The sequence below is a fragment of the Streptomyces sp. NPDC096136 genome, assembly GCF_044763325.1.
In the GTDB taxonomy this organism is placed as follows: domain Bacteria; phylum Actinomycetota; class Actinomycetes; order Streptomycetales; family Streptomycetaceae; genus Streptomyces.
Map to the genome: position 1 here is coordinate 112,661 of NZ_JBIWFZ010000006.1, position 25,921 is coordinate 138,581.

Below are 25,921 nucleotides of genomic sequence, written 5' to 3' on the forward strand. Positions count from 1 at the left end.
GTTCCGTGCAGAGGCGGCCCTCCCGGGCTCCCGGTCCGGTACGGCTGGAGTGGTGGGGTGGTGCGGGGGTGGCGGGGCGGCGGTCACGGGGTCGCCTCCTCGACCTCGGCGGTGCCCGTCCGGTAACCGCTGGCCTGCAGGGTGAACATCGCGGCGTAGTCGCCGCCCAGGGACATCAGCTCGGCGTGGGATCCGGACTCGACGACGCGACCGCCGTCGAAGACGAGGATCCGGTCGCAGGCGACGACACTGGCCAGCCGGTGGGAGACGAGCACCGTGATCTGGTCCGGCCGCAGCCGGCCGCGGAGCACCGCCTCGTAGACGGCGTGTTCGGACGGCGGGTCCATGCTGGCGGTCGGCTCGTCCAGGAGCAGGAGCACCGCCTCCTGGTACAAGCCCCGGGCCACGGCGATCTTCGCCCACTGGCCGCCGGACAGCTGCTGTCCGTGCTTGAACCGCTTCGACAGCACCGCGTCCCACTGGCCGGGCAGCGCGGCGACGACCCGGTCGGCCCCCGCCGCGCGGGCCGCGGCCATCACCCGCTCGGGGGCGGCGTCGGTGAGGGTGCCGGCGCCGGCGGTGACGTTCGCCAGCGCGCTGAAGGGGAACCTCACGGGATCCTGCAGCACGCAGGCGACCCGCCGGTGCACGGACCGGGCGTCCATGGTGCGGACGTCGACGCCGTCCCAGCGGACGCTGCCCTGCTGCGCCTCGTACAGGCCCGCCAGGAGCTTGGCGCACGTGGACTTCCCCGACCCGTTCAGCCCGACGAACGCGACCGTCTCCCCGGCCCGGAGGGTGAAGGAGATCCCGTCCAGGGCGGGGGTGTCCTTGCCGGGGTACGTGAAGCGGACGTCCCGGACGGCGATCTCCCCGACCCGGTCCGGCGCCTGCACCGCGGACGTCCGGGACTGCAGTCCGCGGCAGCGCTCCTGGACGGCGAGGAGGTCGTCGACCCACAGGGCGTGCTCGTAGACGAGGTGGCCGACTTCGACGAGCTGGGTGAGCGAGGCGCGGCCCGCCTGGATGGCCAGGACGGCGCCGGCCCCGGCCGCCAGGGGGAGCCAGCCGGCGATCAGCATGGCGCCCAGCGCCGCGTAGGTGATGCCGGTGCCGATGCCGCCCACCGCCCGTCCGGCGAGGCCGAGCGCGGCGGAGCCGACACCGAGCCGGGTGTCCTCCTCGGCGATCCTGACGGTCAGGCGGTGGTGCTCGTCCAGCAGCGCGTCCTGGACGGCGTCGGAGCGGAGCTCGGCGGCCGCGTCCACGTCGAGCAGCAGCCAGGAGAACACCCGGACACGGCGCTGGAGGGCGTTCCAGCGTTTGAAGGACCGGAACCGGGCCCGCGCATTGCCCACGGCGGCCGCGCCGACCGGCAGGACGGACAGCAGGAGAAGGGGCAGGAGGGCGGGGTGCAGGACGCTGACGACCCCGGCGCTGCCGATGAGGCCGAGGACGGCGGAGACGAGGGAGACGACCTGTCCGACGATCATCCGGGCGTAGAAGAGCCCGCGGTCGTTCGCGCGGTACACCTCGTCGTGCCAGTCGGGGTCCTCGACGGCTTCGAGACGCACGTGGGCGGTGAGGCGCAGGAACTCGCATTCGAGCGCGGTGCGGATCTTGGGCGTGACGCGGGCCTGGGCCACGGCGACGGCCGCTTCGAGCAGGGCCCGGGCGGAGAGGAATCCGGCCACGAGCACGATCTGGGGGAGGGCCGCGCGTACGCGGTCGGGGGTGGGGCCGGCGGCGAACAGGTGTTGGAGGACCTGCACCGAGGCGACCAGGCCGAAGGCGGCCATCGCCGCCGAGCCCAGCTGGCAGACGACGGCCGCGAGGGTGGAACGGCGGTCCGCCTGTCAGGCGAGCCGTCCGATCAGCAGGGCGATCCGGGGAAGGCGGGCCAGGACCTGCGGCACGGTGGCGCTCGCGGCGGCGCCGTCGTGCACCGACCAGTAGGCCTCCTCCAGTCCCTCGGTCACGTCCGCGTCCTGGGCCGCGCCGGGCGCCGCGGCCGGGGGCAGGGGCAGGGCCGGGGGCGCGGGCCGCGGCCCGGGTACGGCGCCGGACGCCGTACGGGTGGACCCGCTCATGCCGTCCACCTCGTATCCGCTCGCACCGGACGGCGTGCGCCCGCGGCGGACGGCCGCCTTCGTTCGATTTCGGGGACGGCGAGGGCGGGAGCGGTTCCGGGGGTCATCGTGTCCTCCATGGGGGCCGTCGGTTGGCACAGATGCTCTAAGAACGGCCCGCTTTCGGAGCCGTAACGGCCCCGGAAGGGCGAGTCGGTCGAACACGATTGCGAAACCGGGGCGCGGGGCAACTGCTGCCTGACCGGCGCCGTTTGAACTCCTTCGTTCGAGTGGTCGCCGCCGCGTTCCTACCCGATCAGGGACTTGCGCCGGCCTCCGCAGGGGTGGGCTACCTCGGGCTGATCGTGACCCTGTACGTGGTTCCGGCGCGCCCGCGCGTGGTCACGTCGACGGTCTGGCCGTGTCCGTCCCACCTGGCGCTGCCGCCCCGGACCGCGACGCGGTAGCCGTCGGGATAGGCGTCCCGGGGCACGGTGATCCGGGTGGGCCCCTCGGCGCCGTCACGGGTGCGGAAGGTGAGGGTGTAGGTGCGGGTGGCGGGGTCGTACGCGAAGCCCAGCGGGTCACCCGCGACGGCCGGCGCGTAGGGCTGGGCGAGGAGCCGGGCGTTGGGCTTCGCCGCGCCCGTCTGGTCGAGGAAGCAGTAGCCGCCGCCCCGGCACCACTGCCACCAGGTCCAGCCGCTGGAGAACCGGTCCAGGGAGGCCGTCATGTCGGTGACGAACCGGCCCGCGTGCGGAACGTACGGGTTGCCGCCCCACTCGCCGACGATCACCGGCATGCGGTGGCGGGCCGGGTAGTCGCCGATCGCGGCCTCGTAGGCGGGGATGAAGGTCCCGTCGGGGTCGTAGTCGCCGCCGGTCTCCATGGAGGTCTCGTAGAAGTGCGGCGCGTACCCGGCGTGCGGGTCGTCGATGCGCCCCAGCCGTGTGGGGACGCCGAGACCGACGATGACGGTGGGTTCGACGAACACCCACGACTTCCGGTCGACCAGGCGGACCGCCCGCGCGAGGCGGTTCCACATCTCGGTGAGCTCGCCCGCCTCGAAGCGGCCCGCGGCGGCGGGGAGGTCCTCACCCTCGAGGAACTTCGCGAACGGCTCGTTCATCAGGTCGTAGCCGAGCAGCGCCGGGTGGTTTCCCAGGGCGGAGGCGACCGTCACCCACATCCGGGCGTGCGCGGCGCGGAGGTCGGCGTCCTTGTACAGGTGGTCGAAGGCGGTCTGCACGGACGGCTCGAAGTACTCGGAGAACCAGTCGTCGGGTATCGGCGTGAACGGCAGCCCCTCGTCGCGGGTGGCCCAGGCGGGAACGCCGCGCGAGCCGAAGTGCGGGCCGTACACGTCCTGGTGGGCGTCGAGGACGACCTTCACGTGGTAGCGGTCGGCCCAGTCGAGGATGCGGCGCATCTTGGCGAGGTATCCGCGGTCGTAGCGCCCGGGGGCGGGTTCGAGGTCGTCCCAGAAGAACGCCAGGCGCGCGAGGTTGAAACCCCGGGCGGCCATGTCCCTGAGGTCGCTCTCGTGGATGTCGGCGAACGCGTCGGAGCCCCGGCCGCTCTTGTCGGCGAGGTTGAAGCCGCGCCACTGCAGCGCGCGGCCCTGGCCGTCGGCGATGAAGGTGCGGTCACCGACGGTGACCCGGTCGGGGGAGCGGTCGGGACGGGCCTGGGCCTGAGCGGGGAGCGCACCGAGCAGGAGGGCTGCCACGGCGAGGCCGACGGGGGCGAAGCGGGAGGTCCGGCGCATGCAGGAGGGCCTTTCGAGGGGGGGGGCTTCTCGGACGGCGTGCTACTGGCCGGTCGGATGTTACTGATGGGTGACTCAAGTTCCCATCCCTCCGCAGGAGTTGGCGCGACTTCCTGCTTCACGGCCTTCCCGTGCTCCCCCGGATCCCCTCGACCGGGCCCGGCCGTCCGGTGCACGGGCACCCGCGGTGACCCTCCGCAGTCTTCGCGTACGGACCGTGACGATCGTCGGCGGCCGGCGGCCGACGGCCGCGGGCCGCGGGCCGCGGTCACCGGCCGCCGTGCGGAGCCGGGTCCCGAGCGGTACGTTCGCAGGGACCCCTGTGCGGGATCCGCCCGATCGAGGGGCGCGCACGCGGTGCTGCGCTCCGCCGTCCGGAGAGGACAGTCCGATGAAGGGACGACTCGCCTTCGCCGCTCTCGCCGCGGCGGTCGTCGCCGTACTTCCCGCCGCCGCACCGTCCCGGGCCGTCCCGGTCCAGCCCAGCGGCGACTGTGCGGCGCTCATCAACCTGATCTCCGACCCGAACGTCTCCGTCCAGGAGAAGAAGCAGGCGGGCCGGGACTTCCTGAACACCCACACCAGGGATGAGATCGACGACTGCCGCCGCAGCTACCAGGGCGGCATCCCGCGGTAGCGCGCGACCGTACGAGGCCCCCGCTGCCGGACCGGGTGCGGTCTTCCCGACCGGTTTCCGCCCCGGCGCCGATGATGCGCGACGCCGCCCCCGCCGGATGTCACATCCGGCGGGGCTGCGCTGTCCTCATGGAGGAAGCGAGAGAAAGGACCGTGAGGATGAGGACCGTCATCGTGTGCGCCTCCGTGTCGCACGGCAATACGCGTCGCGTCGCCGACAGCATGGCCCGGGTACTGGGCGCCGAGGTCGTCTCCCCCGAGCGGGCCGACCCGGCGGAGCTGGCCGGCGCCGACCTCGTGGGATTCGGCTCGGGCGTCTTCTACGGCAGGCTCCACCCCCGCCTGACCGGTTTCGTCAAGGCACTTCCCCCCGGGCGGGGCCGGGCCTTCGTGTTCGCCACCAGAGGGCTCCCCGCAACGCCGCCGGCCCCCTTCGCCCGCCCGGTGGTCCGGCTCCTCGAAGCCAAGGGCTTCGAGGTGGAGGGGACCTTCTCGTGCCGGGCGTTCGACACCTGGGCGCCCTTCAAACTCGTCGGCGGAATCAACAAGGAGCGGCCGGACGCCGGGGACCTGGCCGCTGCGCGGGCGTTCGCCGGACGGCTGAGGCTCCGGCAGGACGGGCGAGGGCCGGCCTCCTGACCCGGACCGCTCAACGGCCCTCCCGCGCATCCCCGACCGGGAAGCGGGACCACGAAGGGCGGCCGCCGCGCTCCCGCACCGGGCGACCGGGGCCCGGCGGCACGCCCGTTCCGCCCGGCCCGTGTCAGCGGGCGGCCGAGCGCGTCGCCGTCCTACCGCCGGGGCGTGACGATCATGGGAACGCGGTCTGCGTGCGCCACGGCGGACGCGACCTCCTTCGGCGTGTGACCGGGCGCGGGCGTGAACTTCCAGCGGGCGAGCCAGGTGGCCAGGGCGATGGTCGCCTCCGTGTAGACGAAGGCGTCGCCGATGCATTTGCGGTTCCCCGCCCCGAACGGCAGGTAGGTGTCGCGGCCGATGCCTGCGGCGGCCTGACGTTCCGGCAGCCAGCGGTCCGGGTCGAACCGGTCGGGGTGCTCGTACACGTCCGGGTCGCGGTGGACGGCGTAGAGGCTGAACGCCACCTCGGTGCCCTCGGGCAACTCGACGCCGGCCAGCCGGACGGGAGCGGTGGTGCGGCGCATCAGCATGGTCACGCCGTGCAGGCGGACCACCTCGTCCAGGACCCGGCGGATGGCGGGCAGGCGCGGAACGTCGTCGATCGTCACCGGCCGGTCGCCGACGACCTCCTGGATCTCCGCGACCACCTGCTCCTCGACCTCGGGATGGGTGGCCAGCTTGTGGAAGGCCCACGCGAGGGTCGCGGCCGTGGTCTCCGCCCCGGCGAACAGGATGGTGCTGAGCTCGTCCCTGACCTCGACGTCGGTGAGGCCGGCGCCGCTGTCGGGGTCCTGGGCGGAGAGCAGCAGCGACAGCAGGTCGCCGTGGTCGGTGTGGCCTGTCCGGCGGGCGGTCGTCACGACGTCGTCGATCACCTGGCGCAGTGCGGTCGCCGCCGCGTCGAAGTCGCGGTTGGCCCGGATCGGCAGGCGGTCCAGGACCTTGGGCGATGCGGCGCGGATCAGCAGGTTCTTCAACAGCACCGGCAGGTGTTCCCGCACCGCCGTCACGGCCGGCAGGCCGATGTCCGTGGAGAACAGGGTCGAGGCGAGCGTCTCGATGGCGTACTCGGCCATCGCCTGCTCCATCTCCACCTCGTCGCCCGGCTGCCAGGAGTCGGCCAGGGCGAGGGCGTTGCGGCTCATGGTCCGGGAGTATCCGACGATCCGGTCGCGGGCGAACATCGGCGCCATGAGGCGCCGGTGCTTGCGGTGGAGCTCCCCGTCCGAGGTGGATATGCCCTCGCCCGCGAGGGGCTTCAGCCGCTGGAAGAAGCGGCCCTTCTCGAACGACCGTGCGTGTGTGGTGGTGATGTCGTGGACGAGCCGGGCGGTCGTCGCCACGTACATCGGCATCGTGCCCAGGTCCACCCGGACCAGCTCTCCCTGGGACCTCAGCGAGCAGAAGAAGCGGAGTGGATCGCGCCACAGGTGCACGGCGTGCCCGAGGAGGGGCAGGCCGCCACGCGCCCGCGGAACTGACTGGAGTGCGACGACAGTCGACATGACAAGTCCTTCACTGGGGACGGCTGTTGCACGGTTCGTGGCCGGGCCGTCAACGGATCATGCGGCTCGATGAGCTGGCCATACTCTGCCGGATTCCGCCGGGCGCGCCAGAAGGCAGGGACGCCGAGCGCGGCCCGGACCGGGGAGAGCGGTCGCCGTGCGCCGGGTTCGGCGCCCCGCGTGAGCCCTCGCGAGCGCTCGCGCAAGGAGCCTTCCGGCCTTTGTTCGTACGAGAGTTGGACGTGTGGAGGGGAGACCGCCGCGCCGGTCGGCCGTTTCCGGGCCATGGATATGCTGCGATCGCTGTTACCCGTATGCGTTGGCCCGACCAGCCCCATCGATGCATCGCCTTGGTCAGTGCCGGCACCGCCCCGGAGGCTTTTTTGAGCACATCACCGCACCACATAGGACCCCCGCATGCCTCTGTGCCGCCGCCGGAGTGTCCCGCCCACGCGTTCGGCGGCGGACGCGCGCGACTGATGGAGTCCGACGTCCCGCCGCAGGAGCTGCACGAGCGGCTGCGCGACGCGCACGGCTCCGTCGTCCCGGTGCTCCTGCCCGGGGACTTGGAGGCGTGGCTGGTGGTGGGGTACCAGGAGATCCAGTACGTGCTCCGGAACACCAATCAGTTCTCATGCGACTCACGCCACTGGAACGCCGTCAAGGAAGGGCGGCTGGGGCCCACCAACCCCCTGCGCCCGGTCACCGAGTACCAGCCGCTGATCGCCTTCACGGACGGCCAGGAGCACGCACGGCTCCGCAGCGCCGTCACCGACGGCCTCGAACGCTTCAACCGGCAGGGCATCCGCCGCTACGTCACCCGCTACACCCACCAGCTGGTCGGAAACTTCGCCGCCACCGGCCGGGCCGATCTCGTGGCCGACTTCGCCGAGCCGCTGCCCGCCCTGGTCCTCGGCAAGCAGTTCGGCGTCCCGGCCAAGCAGGCCATTCCCCTCGGATGGGCCGTACGCGACATGGTGCGGGGCACCGACAGCGCGCTGGAGAGCAACCGGTTCATCACGCACATCATGCGCGAGCTGGTGCGTGAGAAGCGGGCGAAGCCGGGGCACGACTTCGCCAGCTGGCTCCTCGCCCACGAATCCGGCCTCAGTGACGTGGAGGCCGAGGAGCACCTGCGTCACGCCATGGTGGCCGCGGTGGAGAACACGGTGAACCTCACCGCCAACGTGCTGCGCGTGGTCCTGACCGACAGGCGCTTCCGCGGCAACCTCGCCGGCGGGCAGATGACGCTGCCCGACGCCCTGGACCACGTCATGTGGGAAGCGCCCCCGCTGACCCTGATCCCGAACCGCTGGGCCACCGAGCCGGTGTTCCTCGGGGGCCAGCACATTCAGTCGGGAGACATGGTCATGCTCGCCCTGGCCGCGGGCAACCGGGATCCGCAGGTCCGGCCCGACCTGTCCGTCCCCATGCACGGCAACCGTGCCCACCTGGCATTCGGCGCCGGCCCGCACCAGTGTCCGGGCCAGGACATCGGGCGCACCATCGCCGACACCGGCATCGACACCCTCCTGGCCAGCCTGCCCGACATCGAGCTGTCCGTGCCGGAGGCGGAGCTCCCCATCGAGTTGTCCTTCATCTCCAGCCCCCTCGGAGCCCTGCCCACCAGGTTCCGCCCCCGCCCTACCGCACAGGGCCAGGCGAACGCCCTGCGCTCCCCCGCACTCGCCCCCCGGGCGCCCGAGCACACGGCCGCGCCCGCACCGCGCCGCCGCTCGTGGTGGGCGAACCTGTGGGGCCGTCGAAGCTGACCCCGATCGCGCCGCGGGCGGTCGGACCGGCGCCGGTCCGACCCCCCGCGGCGAAGAGTCCCTCACACGGGAGGCTCACGCTCGGGCGCGCCCGTGGAGACCGATGAGGGTCTACTGACGGATCTCCAGGCGGGCGAGGACGGCCTGCGGCCCGTGGATGGGGATCGAGGGGATGCCCTCGGGCCGGGCGGCCGGCGACACGTCGAAGCGCTCGAACAGCCGCTCCAGCGCGATGGCGGCCTCCTGCCGCGCCAGTGCCGAGCCGAGGCAGTGGTGGACCCCGTGCCCGAAGGCCAGGTGGGTTGCGGCGGTGGGGCGGGAGGGGTCGAACTCGTCGGGACGCTCGTGCTGCTCGGGGTCCCGCCCCACGGCGTAGGTCGCCACGAGGACCGGGTCGCCCTTCTCGATCGTCACCCCGTCGATCTCGATCCGCTGGGTGGCGTACCGCATCAGGGCGTAGCGCACGGAAGGATCGTGCCGCAGGGTCTCCTCCACCACCGCGTCCCAGCTCACCCCTCCGGTCCGCGCCGCCTCCAGCACGGCAGGGTGCTCCGCCAGGCGGTGGATGGCGCTCGCCAGGAGGTTGATCGTCGTCTCGTGTCCGGCGATCATGAGGAGGAACAACGTCTGGACGAGCTCGTCCTCGGTCAGGCGGTCACCCTCCTCGCTGGCCTCGATGAGCTGCGTGGTCAGGTCCGGACCGGGATTCGCCCGCTTCTCGGCGATCAACTGTGCGAGGACCCGGTCGATCTCGGCCTTGGCGTTCGGGATGTCGTCGGGGTGCTCGGGAGGCGTGACCATCTGCTCGAACGCCGAGCGCAGCCCGGCCACAATGTCCGTGGGCACACCCAGGACGGTGCAGATGACGCGAATCGGCAGCGGCGCCGCGAACGCGGCACGCAGGTCGATCGCCGTCCCGGGGGCGGCGGACAGCAGATCCGCGAGGAGCTCGTCGGCGATCCGCTCGATCGCGGGCCGGAGCTCGGCGACCGACAACCGTCTGAAGGCCGCGCTGACCAGGCCGCGGTGACGCCGGTGCGGCTCACCGTCCTCGTGGAGGAACCCGCCGCCGGCGATCACGGGCAGCAGCGGCCAGCTCATCGGTATGGATCCTTCGGCGAAGGCCGGCCAGCCCAGCGGATCCTTGGTCAAGTCCTCGTGACGCCGGAACACCTCACGAGCCGCCGCATGCCCGACCGCCGCCCATGCGGCCACCGCGGGCTCTCCCGGCAGCTGCACCGGGACGACGGGGCAGCCGTGGGCGCGCAGCTTCTGTGCCTCCTCGGCGGGGTCGGCGTACGGGTCCAAACTGAGGACGGGCTGAGACAGGTCCAACGGAAACCCTCCAATGGGTAACGGTCCGGATGACAGGCCGTCCTGCTCCGAACGGCAGTGACAGTCTGCCAACAGGGTCTGGAGGGGCCAAAGTTCAGGACTTCCTGGGGTCGGCCGGTCTGCGGGCGGGCGGATGCCATGAACTACCCGATGGCCCGATGGCCCGGTGGCCGCAGCCGCAGCACATGCCGTGGTGCGTCCGCCCGGGATGTCAGTGGTGTGCGCTTGGATGGGCGGCATGACCGTTCACGACGTTGCCGAGGCCCTTCCCGACATCCCGACCCTGCGGGACCGGTGCCGGTCGATGGCCATGCTGGAGGCCGTGCTGAACCCCGACGGCGAGCGCTGCTACTCCTTCAGCCCGGCTTGGTCCGAGACGGAGGAGATCGCCTCCATGCGCAACGGCTCGGGGGACGAGTTCGACATCGTCTTCTCTCCTGCGGGCGCCTATGTCAGAGGCTTCGACCACGAGTCGGTGATGAGCCCGTATGTCGAGGACGTGCCCTGGCCGGGCGTCGTGGACTCGGTGCCCGAGGTGTTCCGCAGCTGCGTCGAAGAGCCGGCCTCCACGGACGACGGGATACCCAGGGTGACGGCCTGCCTGTGGCGTGAGGCGGGGAGCGGGCGCTGGGAGGCGGGGGAGATCGACTTCCCCGAGGACACCCCCGACCCCGACGGCTCGGGCTGGCTGTTCCGGCTGCTGGTCGACCCGTCGCCGGAGGCGTTCCGGGAGTTCGCCGAGGACTACTACGAGCTCCGGGTCGACATCGACGCCGTGCGCCACGTGTACGCCCTCCGCCCGCTGACCCGGGACGTGGTCAGGGCTCTGAACGACCAGGCACCCCTGACGGAGGTCACCACGGCGGCAGCCGCGATCGGCTACGCCGTCGCGCCCGACCTGGTTCCCTGACCAGACCCGCAGTGATGCGGGCGGGAGCGCCCGGAATCAGCCGCTGAAGCGCCTGCCTACCGCAGTTTGCGCTCGGGGCGTGGCGTGCGGGGGGCCTTCGGGGGGCAGAGCGTGATCATGACAGAGATCGCGACGCACCTCCCCGCCCCGCCGCGCCACCCCTTACGCCAGCTGCTGGCCGCCTCGGTCGGCAACGCCGTGGAGTGGTACGACTGGTACGCGTACACCTTCCTGGCCACCCACATCGCACGGCAGGTCTTCCCGTCCGGCGCGGACGACTCCCTCGTCCCGTTGCTCTCCACCTTCGCCGTCTTCGCCGTCGGCTTCTTCATGCGCCCGGTCGGCGGGCTCCTGATGGGCGCGATCGCCGACCGGCGGGGCCGGCGCACCGCGCTGACCGTGACCATCCTGCTCATGGGGGGCAGCAGCCTGCTGGTCGCCCTCACGCCGGCGTACACGGCCGCCGGCGTGCTCTCCCCGGTCGTCCTCGTCGCCGCGCGGCTGCTCCAGGGCCTTTCCGTGGGTGGGGAGTTCGCCGCGTCGACCACCTTCCTCGTGGAGTCCGCCGGGCCCGGCCGCAGGGGGCTCTTCTCGTCGTTCCAGTACGTGTCCACCACCCTCGGCCAGCTCGCCGCCTCCGGCCTCGCCGCGCTGCTCGTGGCCGTGCTCGCCGAGGACGCCATGAACGGCTGGGGGTGGCGCGTGCCCTTCCTCCTCGGCGCCGTCCTCAGCCTCGCCGGATTCTGGATCCGGCGCGGCGCCGAGGAGACCCTCGACACCCGGCCCGCCGCGGCCCCCCGCCCCGGGCTCTTCGACGCGCTCCGGCACCACCCCGGGGCCTCGCTGCGGATCGCCGGCATCACGGCCGGCGGCACCCTCGCCTACTACACCTGGACCTCGTACCTGCCCACCTACGCCGAGCTGGAGACCGGCATCGCCAAGCGCGACGCGCTCCTCGCCGGGACGCTGTCCCTGGCGTTCTTCGCGCTGCTCCAGCCGATCGGCGGCCTGCTGTCCGACCGCTTCGGACGCAAGCCGCCACTGCTGTTCTTCGGCCTCGGCTTCGCCCTGCTCGTCGTACCCCTGCTGCGCGCCCTGGACGGCTCGTTCGGCTCCCTGCTGCTCGTCCAGTGCGCCGGCATGGTGCTGCTCACCGGCTTCACCTCCATCTCGGCGGCCGTCAACGCGGAGGTCTTCCCGGCCCGGGTCCGGGCGGCGGGCATCGGCTTCCCGTACTCGCTGACGGTCGCGCTCTTCGGCGGCACGGCCCCGTACATCGGCACCCTGCTCCAGGACGTGGGCAGGCCGGGCCTGTTCCCCTGGTACGTCGCCGTGCTGTGCCTGTGCTCCTCGGCGGTGTACCTGCGGCTGCCGGAGAGCGCCCACCGGCCCCTCGACCGCTGACGGGGGACGCACCACCCCCGGGCGGAGCGGGGGCTCCCGGGATCCGGGAGCCCCCGCCACCACCGCCTAGCGGCGCGCGTCCACCACCGCGAGGAGCTTGCCGCTGGTCGGGCTGCGGTCCAGGGACGCGCCGTCGACCGCCTCGACCACCAGGTCCAGCAGCCGCTCCGCCACCGCCGAGCCGAGCTCCGGGTAGCCGGACAGGAAGACCTCCCGCAGCCGCTGCGGATCCGTCGCCGGCGCCCGCTCCACCCGTACGGTCAGCCGCTCGCGCGCCTGCGTGCCGTCGAGCCTGATCTGCAGCTCGCCGCGGTGGCCGCCCTGCTCCTCGGCCAGGGCCAGGAAGCGGCGGTGGTTGAGGAAGTACGTGGCCACCCGCATCACGTCACCGGTGCGCCCCATCAGCTCGAAGCGGGGCGCGTGCCGGCCGCAGGGGCAGCGGCCGGGGACCTCCCGGCCGAGGTCGCCGATCAGGTAGCGGCCCAGCTGCTGGCCGCGCCGGGCGTGCGTGGTGAACACCAGCCGGCCCGTCTCGCCCGGGGCCACCGGCCGGTCCTCGGCCAGGTCCACGATCTCCAGGGTGTGGAGGTCGGCGTGCAGGTGGTGGACGCCGCCGGAGCTGTCCGCGCACTGGTAGCCCAGCGGGCCGAGGTCGGTGCTGCCGTAGGTGATCGAGCGGACGGCCTCGATACCGAATCGTTCCTTCAGCGTGCGCCGCTGCTCCTGCGTGAAGTGCTCGCCGCCGTAGAAGACCTTGCGCAGGCCCCCGTACGCGCGCAGCGCCTCCTCCTGCGCGTGCAGCAGCTGCCACAGGTAGGAGGGCATGCCGAAGAGGGTGTCGGCCCGGTGCTCGACGATGGCCTCGGCCGTGGCCCGGTGGTCCGGGCCCGCGGACAGGGGCAGCTGCACTCCGCCGAGCCGTTCGAGTACGGAGAAGAAGCTGATGAAGCTGCCGTACATGCCGCCGCAGTAGAAGAGGTTGGCGGTGCGGTCCCCGGCCGGGTCGTAGCCGGCGGCGAGCAGGCCGCGGGCCGCGGCGTGCATCTGGGTGTCGTAGTCGTCGTAGCTGAAGACCGACAGGGCGGGGGCGCCCGTGCTGCCGCCGCTGCGGAAGTAGAGCTCGGCATCGGCCCGGGCCAGCTCCCGGGCCGGTTCCCGCACGTCCTCCTTGCCCCGCAGGGGGCCCGCCGGCGGCGGCAGGACGACGGGCCGGGCCAGGTCGTCGAGGCAGGCGGTGGTGGCGAACCGGGCCGGGTCGGCCTGGACCGCGACGCGGCGGCTGTAGCGCTGGAGGGCGTAGACCCCGTCGTGCGGCTCGCCGGCGTAGCTCGCCTGCATGGCGCCGACCGGGGTGACGCGGGTGACGCCCGCGGCCAGTGCGGTGCGGGAGAGCTCGGCGACGTCCGACCGGCTGCCCGCGAGGCCCGCCGTCTGCAGGTAGCGGCGCATCGGGCGCAGGGTGGCGATCAGCCGCTCGCGGGGCAGCGGCTTGACCCACACGCTGCGGTGCAGCGGCGAGGCCGTGAGCGGCGACCGGGTGTCGGCCATGACCCGCCACGAGCCGTCGGGCGCGGCGAACACACGGGTCAGGCCCAGGTGCTCCTCCAGCCGGGCCACCAGCTCGGTGGTGGTCAGCTCGGCCGCCTCGGCCGGGTCCGTCCCGCCCGCCGCGGCGGCGCCCGCGGCGGAGCCCGCGGCCGGCGGGCGGGCGGCGAGGACCGCGGCGAACCGCTCGGCGAAGGCGAACACCTCCGCCTCGTCCCCGGTGTCGAGGTAGACGACCTGGGGGCTGGAACAGGCCTGCTGCTCGTACAGGCACACGTCGTCCGCGAGGGCGTCGAGCGTGCCGGCGTCCGACCAGGCGTCGCCCGTCAGGTACGCGAAGGAGATCCGGTGCCCCCACTCCACCAGCCGGCAACCGGCCGGCACATGGGCCGCCACCCCTTCGACGGCGCCCTCCCCGCCCCAGACGGCGACCGCGTCCGCGGGCGCGCACATCAGCCGCAGCCACTCCTGCCGGGAGGACGGGAAGCGCAGGACGATCACCCGTGCCGCGAGCGCGCCGGTGGGGTCGAACCCCGCGAGCTCGGCCATCAGGTGCTGGGTCAGGAGGGTGTCGGCGCCGCTGGTCTTGAGGACGTTGACGTTGCCGGCGAGCAGCCCCTCGACGATGCTCAGCGGTGCGACCGTCGCGGCGTTGCCGGGGGCGATGTGGGCGACCAGGCCGACGGGTGCCCAGGCCTCGTAGACCGTCTCGCGGGGATCGGCCCGGTCCAGCCGGCCGGGAGTCGCGCTGCCCAGCTCGCGGCGCAGCTTGCGCGTCAGCTCCCGCCGGCCCAGCAGGCCGCCGAGCTCGGCCAGGACGGCCGGATCCTCTCCCTCGGGCAGGTGCGCGGCGAGCCGGGCGCGCACGGGGTGGGCCGGGTCGCACAGGGCGGTGGCGAGGGCGTCGCAGGCGGCCAGCACGGTCTCGGTCTCCAGCACCGTGGCCAGCGCGGCCTCGACGGCGGCCGGCAGGCCGGCGAGGCGGCGCCCGGCCTCCTCGTCGCCGATGAGGGAACCCTGCCAGTAGTGGTGCGCGTCCCCGTCACCGCCGTGCTGCTCGTACGCGGCGGCCTCGTTCGTCGTGTGCGCCATGGTCTCCGTCACGGTCACGCCATGCCCTTCATCAGTTCCGCTGCGGCCACCGCGCAGCTGCGGTTGCGGCTCACCCCGGCCCGGCCGTGGACGGTGAACCAGGGGGTCTCCAGCGCGCACCCGCAGGCGTCGCCCGGCTGGAGGGAGGCGAGGTCGCCCATGACCACGCTCTGCGCCGGGACCGAGGTGATGTACGGCGAGACGAGGTGCAGGTAGCCCCGTTCCCCGTACGGCAGGGGTTCGAGGGTGCGCGTGGAGCGGATCGTGACCCGGGACCACACGGGGGCGTGCAGCCGGTGGTGGTCGCACTCGATGTACGGGATGCAGTGCTCCACCGACCCGAAGGTGTCCCGGATCCGCTCGCCCGGGATGCCGAGCTGCTCGGTGACGCGGCCGTACAGCTCCTCCTTCTCGATGCGCCGGTCGGAGTGCCCCTTCCAGCCGCCGCCGAGGACGACCAGGGAGCCCTCGGGCAGGCGCAGCGGGGGCAGCCCCATGGCCCGCATCCGCTCCAGGGTGAAGAAGAGGAAGGCCGGGAAGCCGAGGATGCGGACCGGGGCGTCCTCCCGCTCGAAGCGGCGCAGCGCGGCGATGCAGCCGAAGGGGTCGAACTCGTGGTCGCCGCCGGTGTTGCGCAGGGCGTACGCGACGCTGCGCGCCGGGGCGAAGTCGCACAGGTAGTTGTCGGTGAAGGCGGTCCCGAGGTTGAGGGAGGGGGACGGCTCGTAGCTGTACAGGAGGTAGTTGACCTCCTGGTCGGGGGTGATCCAGCCGTTGCGCTCGAAGATCCGGGCGACCATCCGCTGGGCGGAGCGGATGGTCCAGCGGTCGAAGAACATCTGCGACTTCTGGCCGGTGGTGCCGGAGGAGGTCAGGTGCAGCTCGACGTCCTCGCGCGGGATGGAGAGGACCTCGTGCCGCTTGAAGAAGTTCGCGTGGACGAGGGGCGTGCGGTACGGCTCCGCCGGGGGAGCGGCCTCGTACAGGGAGCGGAAGAAGGGGGACCGCTCGACGTGCCAGGCGTTGGCCTCCGCCATGGCGGCGGCGAACAGCTCGTCCACGGCGGGCCCGAAGGCGTAGGGGTCGGTCAGGTCGCAGAGCTGCTGTACGTGCGGCAGGAGGGCCGGGTCGGGTACGGCGACCGGCGCGAGATGGGGGTTCATGGGGCAACCTCGGATGATGTGGGCAGGTGTGCCGACGCCCAGGCCGACACGTAGCAGTCCAGATAGGGCTGGAGGGGCGGTTCGACGGCGACGCCGCGGAAGTCGATGCGTTCGCCGGAGCGGGACAGGACGGCGTAGTCGTGGAAGCCGTCGCCGTCGGCGCGCATCGCGGGGTAGACGGCGCCGGCGACGAACCCCTCGGCCAGGAAGGCCGAGAGGACCTCCTGGTGCGCGAGCGGCACCAGCGCCTCGACGTAGCCCGCGCCCGCGCGGGCCAGGGCCCGGGTGACGGGTTCGAGGCAGGCCGCCGCGGCGGCCGGGTCGGGGTGGGCGGTGAGCAGGGAGCAGTACCCTCCGGCGCGGTTGAGGTAGGCGTAGACCTCGAACCGGCCGTCCTCGGGGGTGAGCAGCACGTTCGGGGTGTGCAGCGGGTAGAACCAGCCCTCGGCGCTCGGGAACCGCTCGCGGAAGCGCCGGCGTACGAAGGCCGGCGCCTCGATCATCTCCAGCCGGTCGCCGGCGCCCGGCGGCGCGGGCGGAGCCGGGCGCGGGACGGTGGCGGCCCGCACCCCGGGGTAGCCGATGCCCAGCGCCGCCCCGGCGGTGCGCAGCAAGGGCAGGAGGGGGGCGGGCACTTCGGTGACGGGGATGCGGCGCTCCAGCACCCCGGCGGAGTGACGCGCGTAGAGTGCGAGGCTCTCGCGGCTGCGGAGGTCCACCGCGTTGGGCAGGATGCCCAGCGGGCGGAAGCCGTTGCGCGCGACGACGCGCTGCGGGCCGGCGCTGACGGTGCGCACGGTCGCGTACACCGAGTCCAGCCGCCCCGTGTCCAGCATGCCCGCGCACAGGGCCTCGGTCAGGGTGGCGGCCAGGCCCGCCGAGCGGTGCTCGGGGTGCACGGCGATGCCCTCCAGGCGGCCGATGCGGCTGCCCGCCTCGCCGTGGATGGCGGCGGATCCGGTCAGGGCCCCGGTGTCGGCGCAGCGGCCGACGAGCCACAGGGAGTACGGGTCCTCGATGAGCCGGGCCATCTCGGCCGGGTCGGTGCCGAGGGCGACGGGGTAGTGGGGCCCGTAGACGGCGTAGTAGAGCTGGCGCAGTTCGGCGATGTCCGAGCGCGCGGCGGGGGTGACGAGGGGGGTGATGACGGGGCTCACCGCTCACCTCCGGCGGGTTCCGACGGGGCCGGCGCGGCCGCGGGGGACTTCAGCAGGGCCAGGGCGCAGGCCGCGGGGACCAGCCCGACGCCCTGCACCAGGCACAGCGTCCGAGGGGAGAGGAAGTCGCCGGCGAAGCCGAACGCCAGGGACGCCACCGGCAGGGAGGCGCCGAGCACGGCCTGCATCACGGCGAAGAAGCCGGGCTTGTCGGCCGTCGGCACCAGCCGCTGGAACAGGGCCACGAAGCGCACGCTGACGGCTCCTGCGCACCAGCCGGCCGCGGCCAGGCAGCCCGCGACGACCGGGCGGTGCGGGAGCAGCCCCGGAAGCGCGAGGGCGAGGGCCATCAGGCCCAGGCAGCAGGCGCCGGCGGTCGTGGGGCGTCCCGGCACGCGGGCGCCGGTGAAGGCGCCGAGGAGCGCGCCGGTGCCCAGGGAGGCCTCCAGCAGGGCCACGGTGGCGCCGCCGCCCGCGAGGACCGAGCGGGTGTAGAGGGGGATGACGACGAAGACGGCGGTGGTGAAGAGGTTCGCCGCGGTGAAGCAGACCAGGATCCGCCGCACGTAGGGGAGTTCCCCGAGGATGCGGCGCAGCGGGCGCGGCCCCGCCGGGGCGGCCGATGCGTCGGCTCCGGGGCCCGGGGCGGCGGTCACGGCGGTACGGAAGCGGGCGCCCGCCACGAGGAGGGCGGCGCCGAGGTAGGCGACCGCGCAGCCCGCGGCCAGCCCGGCCACACCGGCCCGGTCGACGGTCAGGGCGCCGAGCAGCGCACCGGCGAGGCCGGCCAGGGACTGGGTGGACAGCTCGAAGCCGGTGGCGGTCTCGATGTCGGCGTCGTCGACGAGTTCGGGCACCGAGGTGGTCAGGCAGGGGTCGAAGAACGCCTGGCAGGTCGCCAGGGCGAGCCCGGCGGCGTACACGGTGGCGAGCGGCGGGCCACCGTCGTACGCCCACAGCGCGAGGGCGCCCGAGGCGCAGCCGGCCAGGGCGGCGGCGGTCCGCAGCACGCAACGGTGCGGGAACCGGCCGACCGCCGCGGCCACCACGGGCGCCAGCGCCACGGCGGGCAGGGTGCACGCCGCCATGAACAGCCCGGAGGCGAGCCCGCGCGCGTCGTGCACGGCGTAGGCGACGATCCACCAGGCCACGCCGACCTGGAACATCCGTACGGCGGCCTGGGTGAGGATCTGGCCGAGCCACACGGCGGCGAACGCGCGGTTGCGCAGGACCAGCGGAGCGCGCCGGCGGCCGACCGCGGTCTCCGCCCCGGTCTCCGTCCTGGTCTCCACCGCGGTCCCCGTCACGCTCTTCGTCTCAGGTGAGGCGGTGCTCATGCGGTCGGCCTCTCGTCGAGGACCCGGACGAGTTTGCCCGAGCGCGGGTTGACGGCGAGGTCGCGGTGGCGCACCCACTCCACGGACAGCGGGTGCACGAACCCGGTGCGCACGCTGTCCGGATACAGCGGCCGCACCTTCTCCAGCCGCGCGACGACGGCGCCGGCCAGCTCCTCCCGGCTGCCGTGCCGTCCGCCGGGGGCCGTGGCCAGCCGCAGGACGAGCCCGTCGCGGCCGTCCCAGCGGCGGACGACGAGCTGCATGCCGACCACGTCTCCCGCCGTGTCCGCCGCGGCCACGGCGTCCTGGGCGTCCTGGGTGTAGAGGGAGACGGGGCCCACGCGGACGCCCTCCTCGGCGCGGCCGAGTATCCGGAAGTGCCCGGGCCCGCCGCCGGTCCACTCGGCCCGGTCGCCCGCGGGGTAGCGGATGATCGGCATGAGGCGGCGGAAGAGGCTGGTGACCACGACCCGGCCGGGCCGACCCGGTTCGGTGATGGGCTCGTCGGTGGAGTCGTCGAGGATCTCGACGACCGAGTACGGCGTGAAGGCACGGTGCACCCGCGCGTCGGGCCCGGGCACGGGGCGGCCGAGCAGGCCCGCGTCGACGCTGGCGTACCCGACGGAACGGGCCTCGGCCCGGGGGAACGCGGTGGCCAGCAGGCGACGCTGGTCGTCGAAGAGGGCCTCGCCGCCGAAGAGGAGCAACTCCACCGCGTCGAGCCGGGCACCGGACGACACGACCTGCTCGGCGAGCCGGCACAGGGTGGTCGGCGTTCCGGCCAGGACCTGGGCGGCGAGATCGCGCAGCGTGGGGATCGTCGACTCCAGCGGCGCGCCGCCGCCGACGGGCAGGCGGACGTTGTCCACGGGCGCGTGGGCCAGGGAGTCGAGGACGAAGAGGAAGCTCGCGTACAGCTCCCCGGCGTAGAAGAGGTCGGCGACGCGGTGCCCCGGGCGCAGACCCGTGTCCACGAGCCCCTGGCCGAAGGCGGTGACGAACGTGCGCCACTCGTCACGGGTGTAGACGGAGAACTTGGGGGACCCGGTGGTGCCGCCGGTCTTGTAGACCGTGGCCTCACTGAGCGGGCCGGTCAGCACCCGGCTGTCGTGAAGGGTGTTGGCCGCCCAGAACGCCGTCTGGTCGACCACCGGCAGGTCGGTGAGGCGGTCGGCGTGCGGCGGCAGGGACGCGTAGAGGTCCCGGTAGAAGGGCGAGTTGTGACGGGCGAAACGTATGAGGTCCGAGAGCTGCTGGGCGGACATGGGCCTTTGCCTAGGTGACGGAACGGAACGGAACGGAACGGGACGGAGCCGCGGCGCGGCGCGGCGCGGCTGTGCGGGAGCGCGGACTCTCCGGCCGGACCGGCCGGTGTGAACGGGGGACCCCCCGGTGCCCCCGCCTGCGCTCACGGTGCGTCAGAACTTGACGTACAGTCACGATGATGAAACATCAATGCGCTTGTCACCAAATTGAGCAAGGATTTCCGGCCAGCGCGGCCGCATCCGTAAGAATTTCCCGTGCCTCTGGGGCAAGTCCTACGGGAGGATGAAGCGCCAGTCGTTGCTGGCGTGGTGCTCGCCCGGGGGGTACTCGTGCACCGTTTCGGCGACGAGGGTGAAGCCCACCGCGCGGCAGACCGCGTTCGAGGCCGCGTTCGCCACCCGGGGAAAGGCGTGGACCGCCGGCCGGCGGTGTGCCGGGGGGAGGGCGGCCAGATGGTCGAGGAGGGCTCGTACGGAGGCCGTCGCCCAGCTTTGGCGCTGGTGCTCGGGGAGGACGCCCCAGCCCACTTCGAAGACCGGCTCGCCCCGGTGCTCCTTCGGCGCGAAGGAGACCGTACCCACCGTGTCCCCCGCCGGGGATTCCACGCGGAACACCCGGCCCTCGTGCGGGGCGTTCGCGCTCATGGCCGTCCAGCGGCGGTGGCGGGCGAGGAGCGCGCCGTCGGTTTCGGGGCCGCCGAGGTGGGCCGTCATGTCCGGGGTGTTGCGCCGCCGGAGCAGCCAGAGGTCGTCGTCCGTCCAAGGGCGCAGACGCGCGTGTCTCGTCGTGTTCATGAGGTGAGGGAACAGCCCGGGGCCCGCGGCCGCACCCGGTTTTGAGGACATCGGGCGGTTGCGGCCCGGCGGGACGGCCCTGCCGGAAAACACCTCGATCGTGCGTCGAGGACGCCGTGTGATGATGTGCGTCCACTCCGGGGAGGCGATGGTGCTGAGCAGGGGCGCGCGGTGGGCCGCGGGCACGATGACGGCGGTCTGCATGCTGCTGCTCCCGGGCTCCGGCGCACCGGGCGGCGGCGCCCCCCGTGGCCGACCGCTGCCGTTCGACGTGCCCGTGGAGGCCGCGGCGGACCGGGTCGCCACGTGGAACCTCTGCAACCCGTGCGGCGGGATCGGGCACGACTTCGGCCGGGCGACCGACATCGCCCGGTCCGCGCCGCAGGTCATCGGCCTCCAGGAGGCGTGCGTACGGGACGTCGAGCAGATCCGCACCTACCTGGAGGAGGTCTACGGGCTGGTCTACCGGGTCGCGTACGGGTCGGTCCTGCGGAACTGGAACCGCTGCGGGGGACTGCCGTGGCGGCCCGGCGGCTTCGGCCAGGCGATCCTCTCGGCGGCGCCGATGACGGACCGGGTCAACGTCGCATACCCCGACGGCGGCTCCGAGGACCGCGGCTACCTGGCCGTCACCACCCTGGTGGGCGGCCGACCCGTCCGCGTCTTCAACACCCACCTCGCCGAGCGCCGGCAGCCGCAGGCACGGGCGGGCCAGGTGCGGGTGCTCGCCGCGGAAGTCGCCCGCCACGACCGCGCGATCGTCCTCGGCGACTTCAACGCCGTGCCGGACGCACCCGAACTCGCCCCGATGTGGCCCCTGGCCCCGGACACGGACCCCGGCTGCCGCCCCGCGACCACCGGCGCCGACGCCGACGCCTGCCCGGCGACCACCGACTGGAACCTCACGTTCGACTACGTCTTCCTACGCGGCGTCACCCCGCACACCCAGCACGTCCGCCCCAGCGCGTACTCGGACCACCACCTGGTGTCCACCGACCTGAACCGGGGCTAGGGTCCCGAGCCGGACCGCCCGGGAGGGCGTGGGTCACGGGGGAGGGGGAGGCCGGACTGACCCCGCCGCCCGTGCCGTGGCCGGTCAGCTCGTGCGGGCCAGCGGCTGGCCGGCGAAGCTCACCCCTGCCAGGCCGTGGGCCATGAGGTTGCGGATGTTGCCGTGATCGGTGCCGTCCGGCGTGGCCAGCACACCGCGGTAGTACTCGCCGAAGGCCAGCAGGGCCTCCTGGTCGCTGAGCCCTTCGAGCAGGGCCAGTCCCAGCGTCTTGCAGGAGCCCTCGTTCTCGCCCGCGGCGTTCTCCAGCGCCCCGTTGCGGAACGCCTGCGGCTGGTACGCGTAGTGCGCGGCGACGAAGGCCAAGGTGTCGGCGAACTCGTGCTCACCCGACGCGAGGCTCGCCCGCAGGGCATTCAGATCGGACATGTCGGCTCCCCTGGGTCGAACGGACGGCCCGTTGCCGTCCGCCACCGGACGACCATAACCCCCGTGCGGCCGATCGGTAACGAGCGGCATCTCCGCAGGCCACGACCCATGATTGTGCGATCCGCTGAGAGCCGGACCCGGTCCGGACGGCCGATCCGCGAGGGCGGCGCCGATCGGCGGGCCGTCGCCGCTGCCGCCCGGTGCCGCAGGGCGGGCCGGTCGACCGCCGCGGCGGCGAGGGGCGGGAAGGGGGCGTTGTCAGTGCCGGGCAGCATGATGATCCGCATGACCGAAAACAGTGCCCTGCTCTCTCCCGCCGCCTACCTGGAGGCCGTGACCACCGCCGTCGCGGCGTCGGCCGCGTACTACGGCGACGGGACCACCCCGCTCGGCGACGACGAGTACGACGGGCTGCTGCGCGCCGTCGCGGCCTACGAGGAAGCCCACCCGGACGAGGTGCTCGCCGAGTCGCCGACCGGGAAGGTGGCCGGCGGGGCCGTCCAGGGTGACGTGCCGCACTCGGTGCCGATGCTCTCCCTCGACAACGTCTTCGACGCCGACGAGCTCGCCGAGTGGGCCGCGGGGCTGGAGCGGCGCCTCGGGCACCCCGTGGCCGGCTGGTGCGTGGAGCCGAAGCTCGACGGCCTCGCGGTGGCCGCCCGTTACCGGGGCGGCCGGCTCGTCCAGGTCCTCACCCGCGGCGACGGCCTGGCCGGCGAGGACATCACCCACGCCGCCGACGCCGTCCTCGGTCTGCCGCCGGTGCTCACCGAGCCGGTCGACGTCGAGCTGCGCGGCGAGGTGCTGCTGACGACCGCGCAGTTCGAGGAGGCCAACCGGATCCGGCTCGCCCACGAGGCCACGCCCTTCGCGCACCCGCGCAGCGGGGCCGCCGGCACCCTGCGGGCCAAGGACCGCCCCTACCGGGTCGAGCTGACCTTCTTCGCCTACGCTGCCATCGGCCTGGACGACCTCGGCCACACCGCCCTGCTGGAGAGCCTGGCCGCGCTCGGCGCGAACACGGCCGCCAGCACGGCCGCCGCCCCCATGCGCTGCGAGAGCCTGGAGCAGGTGCAGGAACGGATCGACGTGATCGCCGGCCTGCGCGGAGACCTGCCGTTCGGAATCGACGGCGTCGTCGTCAAGGCCGACACGGCCGAGGACCAGCGGCAGGCCGGCAACGGCTCGCGCGCCCCCAGGTGGGCGGTGGCCCGGAAGCTGGCCGCGGAACACAAGGTGACGCGCCTGCTGGCGGTGGAATGGAACGTCGGCCGGACCGGGATCATCGCCCCGCGCGCCGTCCTGGAGCCCGTGGTGATCGACGGGGTGACGGTCACCTACGCCACGCTGCACAACCCGTCCGACATCACCCGCCGCGGGCTCATGATCGGCGACCAGGTGTTCGTGTACCGGGCCGGCGACGTGATCCCCCGGGTCGAGGCACCGCTCGCCGACCAGCGCACCGGCGCCGAGACCCCGATCGTCTTCCCCGAGGCGTGCCCCCGCTGCGGCGACGCGATCGACACCGCCGAGCAGCGCTGGCGGTGCGTGCGCGGCCGGAGCTGCCAGGCCGTGGCCTCGGTGATCTACGCGGCCGGCCGCGACCAGCTCGACATCGAAGGCCTCGGCGGCACCCGCGCGGTCCAGCTGGTGGAGGCCGGTCTGGTCAAGGACGTCGCCGACCTGTTCACGCTGACCCGCGAGCAGCTCCTCGGGCTGGAGCGGATGGGCGAGACCAGCGCAGGCAACCTCCTGGCCGCGATCGAGACCGCCCGCGGAGCCGCGCTGAGCCGTGTGTTCTGCGCGCTCGGTGTCCGCGGCACCGGCCGTACGATGTCCCGCCGGATCGCCGCGCACTTCGGCTCGATGGCGGCGATCAGAGCCGCCGACGCGGACACGCTGGCCACGGTCGACGGCATCGGCACCGAGAAGGCCCGCGTGATCGCGGCCGAACTCGTCGAACTCGCCCCGCTCCTCGACAAGCTCCGGGACCAGCGGGTCGGCACGCAGGTCACCGAGCCGCAGAAGCCCGCGACCGAGCCGGACGGCTCCGAAGACCCGGCGCAGGGCGGCCCGCTGACCGGCCAGGCCGTCGTGGTGACGGGCTCCATGACCGGCCCCCTCGCGGAGTTGTCCCGCAACGAGATGAACGAGCTGATCGAGCGGGCCGGCGGAAAGGCGTCGTCGTCGGTGTCCAAGCGCACCACCCTCCTGGTGGCGGGCGAGAAGGCCGGCTCCAAGCGCACCAAGGCCGAAGAACTGGGCATCCGCATCCTCGACCCCGAGGAATTCGCCACCCTCGTAGCCGACTTCCTCCCCGCCGCCTAGTGGTGTGCGGTGCCTCGACGTGCAGGCGACACCGACGAGCTCGTCGTCATTGACCTTCCCGTCCGGCGAAGGAGCGGAGGACGTGGCGGATGACGGCCGTGGCTTCGTCCGGGTGGTGGTCCAGCCAGTCGGTGAGGTCCGCGTCGGTGGCCGTCCCGGCGCACCTCGACCGTGAGACGGCTCGACAGCGCGTTGACCACGCACGGGCCCAGGCCGCCGGCCACCCCGTAGCCGGTGTGGCGCGCGGAGCCGAAGGACAGCTCCGTCAGTTCGCGTTCGACGGCGGACCGGCCGCCGGGCCCCTCCGCCTCGACGGGCAGGCCCCGCCCGTTGTCCGCGACGCGCACGCCGCCGTCCGCGGTGATCACGACGTCGATGGCGTCCGCGTGCCCGGCGAGGTGTCCGTCCACGGCGTACGAGACGACCTCGTACACGAGTTGGTGCAGGCCGTGCTCGCCGGTCGAGCCGAGTACCGGGTCAAGGAGCGGTCGGGCGAGGACGGGGAGCGCTGGCACAGCGCGTCCGAGCGCGCCGACCGCGCGGCTCGACGTCCGCCAGAGCCTGCTCGCCGCGGCGAACCGCCGGGGCTGTCGGCCGGGCCGGTTCTCCCCTTGTGAGGTCCCGGGGCGCACGGGAACGCTGTTGGCCTCAGCGCTCACGCACCCGAGCCCACAGGAGGCAACAGCCATGCCCTTGAGGCACACCGCCGTCGGCACGTTCGTCACGGGGCTCGTGCTCGTGGCCGCGTCCACGCTCCCGGCCGCGGCCGCGCCCGCCGGCGCCCCGGCCCTCCCGCCCGGCTGTACCCGCAGCGCCCTGCCCGGCGGCGGTGTCCACATCGTGTGCACGCAGGGGCTGCGCCCGACCGACGGGCCCCTCAGCGGCACCGACAGGGCGGACGTCATCGAGGTGCGGGGCGGCGACGCCCATCTGAACGGCGCGGTCAACGGCCTCGGCGGCGACGACGTCATCACCGTCGACCGCATCGCCGCCGGCGGCGACCCCGTAGAGATCCGCGGATCCATCGACGGCGGTGACGGAGACGACCGGATCACCGTGACCGACACGGACCGGTTCAGCGCCGAGGGCCCCATCCACGGCGGCGCGGGCAACGACACCATCACCACCGGAGACATGTCGTACCGCGGTCTCATCGACGGCGGCACCGGGAACGACACGATCACCACCGGCCGGGTGCACGGCACCGACATCGACGGCGGCCCCGGAGACGACACGCTCCGCCTCGCCGCCTACATCGTGCCCGAGTACGACAAGACGAGCAGGCTCAGCGGCGGCCCCGGCAACGACACGCTCACCGTCGGCACGCTCGGCGGCCCGCTGACGGCCGGCCCCGGCGACGACGTGATCACCGTGGACGCGATCAACCGCGCGACGTCCCGCCTGCCGAGGTCCGTCGTCGTCGACGGCGACGAGGGCGACGACGTCATCCGCCTCGGGCCGATCGGTGCCCGCGAGCCGCAGGAGGAGCGGGCCGGCGTCATCCGCGGGGGAGCCGGAGCCGACCTGATCGAAGTGCCGTCCCTCGGGCAGGGCCGCAGCGCCGCCGTCTCCGGCGACGACGGCGACGACGTCATCCAGGGGCCCGGCGGCACGGCCGCCGTGGTGGGCCCGCAGGGAACCGTCGACGGCGGCAACGGCGACAACCTCTGCCGCACCGAGCAGCCCGCAGCGGGCACCGTCGTCAACTGCAGGGCGTAGCAGCACCCGAAGCGATCGGCGGGCTGTGGACGGCCGGTGCTCCA

General features: G+C 73.6%; 20 protein-coding genes and 1 pseudogene. 8 read left to right on the plus strand and 13 right to left on the minus strand.

Annotated features, from left to right (window positions below; all coding sequences use genetic code 11):
* Positions 1–83: 83 nt before the first annotated feature.
* The 3 genes from ACIRBY_RS15020 to ACIRBY_RS15030 all read right to left on the minus strand — a co-directional run bounded on the left by ACIRBY_RS15020 (position 84) and on the right by ACIRBY_RS15030 (position 3,837).
* Positions 84–1,799, minus strand: a complete 1,716-nt coding sequence (locus tag ACIRBY_RS15020) for an ATP-binding cassette domain-containing protein (protein ID WP_403900776.1) — start codon at positions 1,797–1,799, stop codon at positions 84–86.
* Positions 1,800–1,856: 57 nt separating this feature from the next.
* Positions 1,857–2,090 (minus strand): hypothetical protein, encoded by a 234-nt coding sequence (locus ACIRBY_RS15025; protein WP_403900778.1) that lies wholly within the window; start codon positions 2,088–2,090, stop codon positions 1,857–1,859.
* Positions 2,091–2,418: 328 nt separating this feature from the next.
* Positions 2,419–3,837, minus strand: a complete 1,419-nt coding sequence (locus tag ACIRBY_RS15030; protein WP_403900780.1) for a cellulase family glycosylhydrolase — start codon at positions 3,835–3,837, stop codon at positions 2,419–2,421.
* 391 nt (positions 3,838–4,228) lie between these two features.
* Between ACIRBY_RS15030 and ACIRBY_RS15035 the strand changes: the two genes are divergently transcribed.
* Both ACIRBY_RS15035 and ACIRBY_RS15040 read left to right on the plus strand, forming a co-directional pair.
* Positions 4,229–4,474, plus strand: a complete 246-nt coding sequence (locus ACIRBY_RS15035; RefSeq protein WP_403900782.1) for a hypothetical protein — start codon at positions 4,229–4,231, stop codon at positions 4,472–4,474.
* A gap of 158 nt (positions 4,475–4,632) precedes the next feature.
* A complete protein-coding gene (locus ACIRBY_RS15040) occupies positions 4,633–5,112 on the plus strand; it encodes a flavodoxin family protein (RefSeq protein WP_403900784.1) in 480 nt (159 codons plus the stop codon).
* 152 nt (positions 5,113–5,264) lie between these two features.
* Here ACIRBY_RS15040 and ACIRBY_RS15045 read toward each other — a convergent pair whose 3' ends face one another.
* Positions 5,265–6,617: a cytochrome P450 gene (locus ACIRBY_RS15045; protein ID WP_403900786.1), complete on the minus strand. Its 1,353-nt coding sequence runs from the start codon at positions 6,615–6,617 to the stop codon at positions 5,265–5,267.
* Between the two features lie 479 nt (positions 6,618–7,096).
* Here ACIRBY_RS15045 and ACIRBY_RS15050 point away from each other — a divergent pair, with 479 nt between their 5' ends.
* On the plus strand, positions 7,097–8,389 hold the full coding sequence (locus ACIRBY_RS15050; protein WP_403900788.1) for a cytochrome P450: 1,293 nt from the start codon (positions 7,097–7,099) through the stop codon (positions 8,387–8,389).
* A 111-nt stretch (positions 8,390–8,500) separates the two neighbouring features.
* Here ACIRBY_RS15050 and ACIRBY_RS15055 read toward each other — a convergent pair whose 3' ends face one another.
* Positions 8,501–9,724: a cytochrome P450 gene (locus ACIRBY_RS15055; protein ID WP_403900790.1), complete on the minus strand. Its 1,224-nt coding sequence runs from the start codon at positions 9,722–9,724 to the stop codon at positions 8,501–8,503.
* A 238-nt stretch (positions 9,725–9,962) separates the two neighbouring features.
* Here ACIRBY_RS15055 and ACIRBY_RS15060 point away from each other — a divergent pair, with 238 nt between their 5' ends.
* Both ACIRBY_RS15060 and ACIRBY_RS15065 read left to right on the plus strand, forming a co-directional pair.
* A complete protein-coding gene (locus ACIRBY_RS15060) occupies positions 9,963–10,634 on the plus strand; it encodes a hypothetical protein (RefSeq protein ID WP_403900792.1) in 672 nt (223 codons plus the stop codon).
* Positions 10,635–10,751: 117 nt separating this feature from the next.
* Complete coding sequence (locus ACIRBY_RS15065; RefSeq protein ID WP_403900794.1) at positions 10,752–12,038, plus strand: MFS transporter; 1,287 nt, start codon at positions 10,752–10,754, stop codon at positions 12,036–12,038.
* Between the two features lie 66 nt (positions 12,039–12,104).
* Here ACIRBY_RS15065 and ACIRBY_RS15070 read toward each other — a convergent pair whose 3' ends face one another.
* From ACIRBY_RS15070 to ACIRBY_RS15095, 6 genes are all read right to left on the minus strand, one after another.
* Positions 12,105–14,693 (minus strand): acyl-CoA reductase, encoded by a 2,589-nt coding sequence (locus ACIRBY_RS15070; protein WP_403900796.1) that lies wholly within the window; start codon positions 14,691–14,693, stop codon positions 12,105–12,107.
* Entirely contained in the window at positions 14,690–15,838 is a 1,149-nt protein-coding gene (locus ACIRBY_RS15075) for an acyl-protein synthase (protein ID WP_403900798.1), read from the minus strand. The genes ACIRBY_RS15070 and ACIRBY_RS15075 overlap by 4 nt, the downstream gene beginning before the upstream one ends.
* Entirely contained in the window at positions 15,835–16,995 is a 1,161-nt protein-coding gene (locus ACIRBY_RS15080) for a GNAT family N-acetyltransferase (protein WP_403900800.1), read from the minus strand. The genes ACIRBY_RS15075 and ACIRBY_RS15080 overlap by 4 nt, the downstream gene beginning before the upstream one ends.
* Positions 16,992–18,332 carry an MFS transporter gene (locus tag ACIRBY_RS15085; RefSeq protein WP_403900802.1) on the minus strand — a complete coding sequence of 447 codons (1,341 nt, stop codon included), beginning with the start codon at positions 18,330–18,332 and terminating at the stop codon, positions 16,992–16,994. The genes ACIRBY_RS15080 and ACIRBY_RS15085 overlap by 4 nt, the downstream gene beginning before the upstream one ends.
* Positions 18,329–19,597 (minus strand): phenylacetate--CoA ligase family protein, encoded by a 1,269-nt coding sequence (locus tag ACIRBY_RS15090; RefSeq protein ID WP_403900804.1) that lies wholly within the window; start codon positions 19,595–19,597, stop codon positions 18,329–18,331. Before ACIRBY_RS15090 ends, ACIRBY_RS15085 begins: the two co-directional genes overlap by 4 nt.
* Before the next feature lie 273 nt (positions 19,598–19,870).
* Positions 19,871–20,392 carry a GNAT family N-acetyltransferase gene (locus ACIRBY_RS15095; RefSeq protein WP_403900806.1) on the minus strand — a complete coding sequence of 174 codons (522 nt, stop codon included), beginning with the start codon at positions 20,390–20,392 and terminating at the stop codon, positions 19,871–19,873.
* Positions 20,393–20,540: 148 nt separating this feature from the next.
* On the opposite strand from ACIRBY_RS15095, the gene ACIRBY_RS15100 reads away from it, so the two are divergent.
* The gene (locus ACIRBY_RS15100) at positions 20,541–21,404 is read left to right on the plus strand and encodes an endonuclease/exonuclease/phosphatase family protein (protein ID WP_403900808.1); all 864 of its coding nucleotides are present in this window, start codon (positions 20,541–20,543) and stop codon (positions 21,402–21,404) included.
* An 84-nt stretch (positions 21,405–21,488) separates the two neighbouring features.
* Here the strand turns inward: ACIRBY_RS15100 and ACIRBY_RS15105 are convergent, their stop codons facing one another.
* Positions 21,489–21,830, minus strand: a complete 342-nt coding sequence (locus ACIRBY_RS15105; RefSeq protein ID WP_403900810.1) for a HopJ type III effector protein — start codon at positions 21,828–21,830, stop codon at positions 21,489–21,491.
* Positions 21,831–22,106: 276 nt separating this feature from the next.
* Here ACIRBY_RS15105 and ligA point away from each other — a divergent pair, with 276 nt between their 5' ends.
* Entirely contained in the window at positions 22,107–24,158 is a 2,052-nt protein-coding gene (ligA, locus tag ACIRBY_RS15110; protein ID WP_403901133.1) for an NAD-dependent DNA ligase LigA, read from the plus strand.
* Positions 24,159–24,301: 143 nt separating this feature from the next.
* On the opposite strand, the pseudogene ACIRBY_RS15115 reads toward ligA, so the two are convergent.
* Positions 24,302–24,628, minus strand: a pseudogene (locus ACIRBY_RS15115) (ATP-binding protein); the annotation flags it as partial.
* Between the two features lie 217 nt (positions 24,629–24,845).
* Here ACIRBY_RS15115 and ACIRBY_RS15120 point away from each other — a divergent pair.
* The gene (locus ACIRBY_RS15120; protein WP_403900812.1) at positions 24,846–25,877 is read left to right on the plus strand and encodes a hypothetical protein; all 1,032 of its coding nucleotides are present in this window, start codon (positions 24,846–24,848) and stop codon (positions 25,875–25,877) included.
* The last annotated feature ends 44 nt before the right edge of the window (positions 25,878–25,921 follow it).

What these genes read in the sequence shown, in the direction of transcription:
- ACIRBY_RS15020 (WP_403900776.1), bottom strand. Translation starts at nt 1,799, where the DNA reads ATGGCCGCCTTCGGCCTGGTCGCCTCGGTGCAGGTCCTCCAACACCTG.
- ACIRBY_RS15030 (WP_403900780.1), bottom strand. Translation starts at nt 3,837, where the DNA reads ATGCGCCGGACCTCCCGCTTCGCCCCCGTCGGCCTCGCCGTGGCAGCC.
- ACIRBY_RS15090 (WP_403900804.1), bottom strand. Translation starts at nt 19,597, where the DNA reads ATGTCCGCCCAGCAGCTCTCGGACCTCATACGTTTCGCCCGTCACAAC.
- ACIRBY_RS15065 (WP_403900794.1), top strand. Translation starts at nt 10,752, where the DNA reads ATGACAGAGATCGCGACGCACCTCCCCGCCCCGCCGCGCCACCCCTTA.
- ligA (WP_403901133.1), top strand. Translation starts at nt 22,107, where the DNA reads ATGATCCGCATGACCGAAAACAGTGCCCTGCTCTCTCCCGCCGCCTAC.
- ACIRBY_RS15085 (WP_403900802.1), bottom strand. Translation starts at nt 18,332, where the DNA reads ATGAGCACCGCCTCACCTGAGACGAAGAGCGTGACGGGGACCGCGGTG.
- ACIRBY_RS15075 (WP_403900798.1), bottom strand. Translation starts at nt 15,838, where the DNA reads ATGAACCCCCATCTCGCGCCGGTCGCCGTACCCGACCCGGCCCTCCTG.
- ACIRBY_RS15060 (WP_403900792.1), top strand. Translation starts at nt 9,963, where the DNA reads ATGACCGTTCACGACGTTGCCGAGGCCCTTCCCGACATCCCGACCCTG.
- ACIRBY_RS15100 (WP_403900808.1), top strand. Translation starts at nt 20,541, where the DNA reads ATGGTGCTGAGCAGGGGCGCGCGGTGGGCCGCGGGCACGATGACGGCG.
- ACIRBY_RS15095 (WP_403900806.1), bottom strand. Translation starts at nt 20,392, where the DNA reads ATGAACACGACGAGACACGCGCGTCTGCGCCCTTGGACGGACGACGAC.
- ACIRBY_RS15045 (WP_403900786.1), bottom strand. Translation starts at nt 6,617, where the DNA reads ATGTCGACTGTCGTCGCACTCCAGTCAGTTCCGCGGGCGCGTGGCGGC.
- ACIRBY_RS15025 (WP_403900778.1), bottom strand. Translation starts at nt 2,090, where the DNA reads ATGAGCGGGTCCACCCGTACGGCGTCCGGCGCCGTACCCGGGCCGCGG.
- ACIRBY_RS15105 (WP_403900810.1), bottom strand. Translation starts at nt 21,830, where the DNA reads ATGTCCGATCTGAATGCCCTGCGGGCGAGCCTCGCGTCGGGTGAGCAC.
- ACIRBY_RS15050 (WP_403900788.1), top strand. Translation starts at nt 7,097, where the DNA reads ATGGAGTCCGACGTCCCGCCGCAGGAGCTGCACGAGCGGCTGCGCGAC.
- ACIRBY_RS15120 (WP_403900812.1), top strand. Translation starts at nt 24,846, where the DNA reads ATGCCCTTGAGGCACACCGCCGTCGGCACGTTCGTCACGGGGCTCGTG.
- ACIRBY_RS15035 (WP_403900782.1), top strand. Translation starts at nt 4,229, where the DNA reads ATGAAGGGACGACTCGCCTTCGCCGCTCTCGCCGCGGCGGTCGTCGCC.
- ACIRBY_RS15040 (WP_403900784.1), top strand. Translation starts at nt 4,633, where the DNA reads ATGAGGACCGTCATCGTGTGCGCCTCCGTGTCGCACGGCAATACGCGT.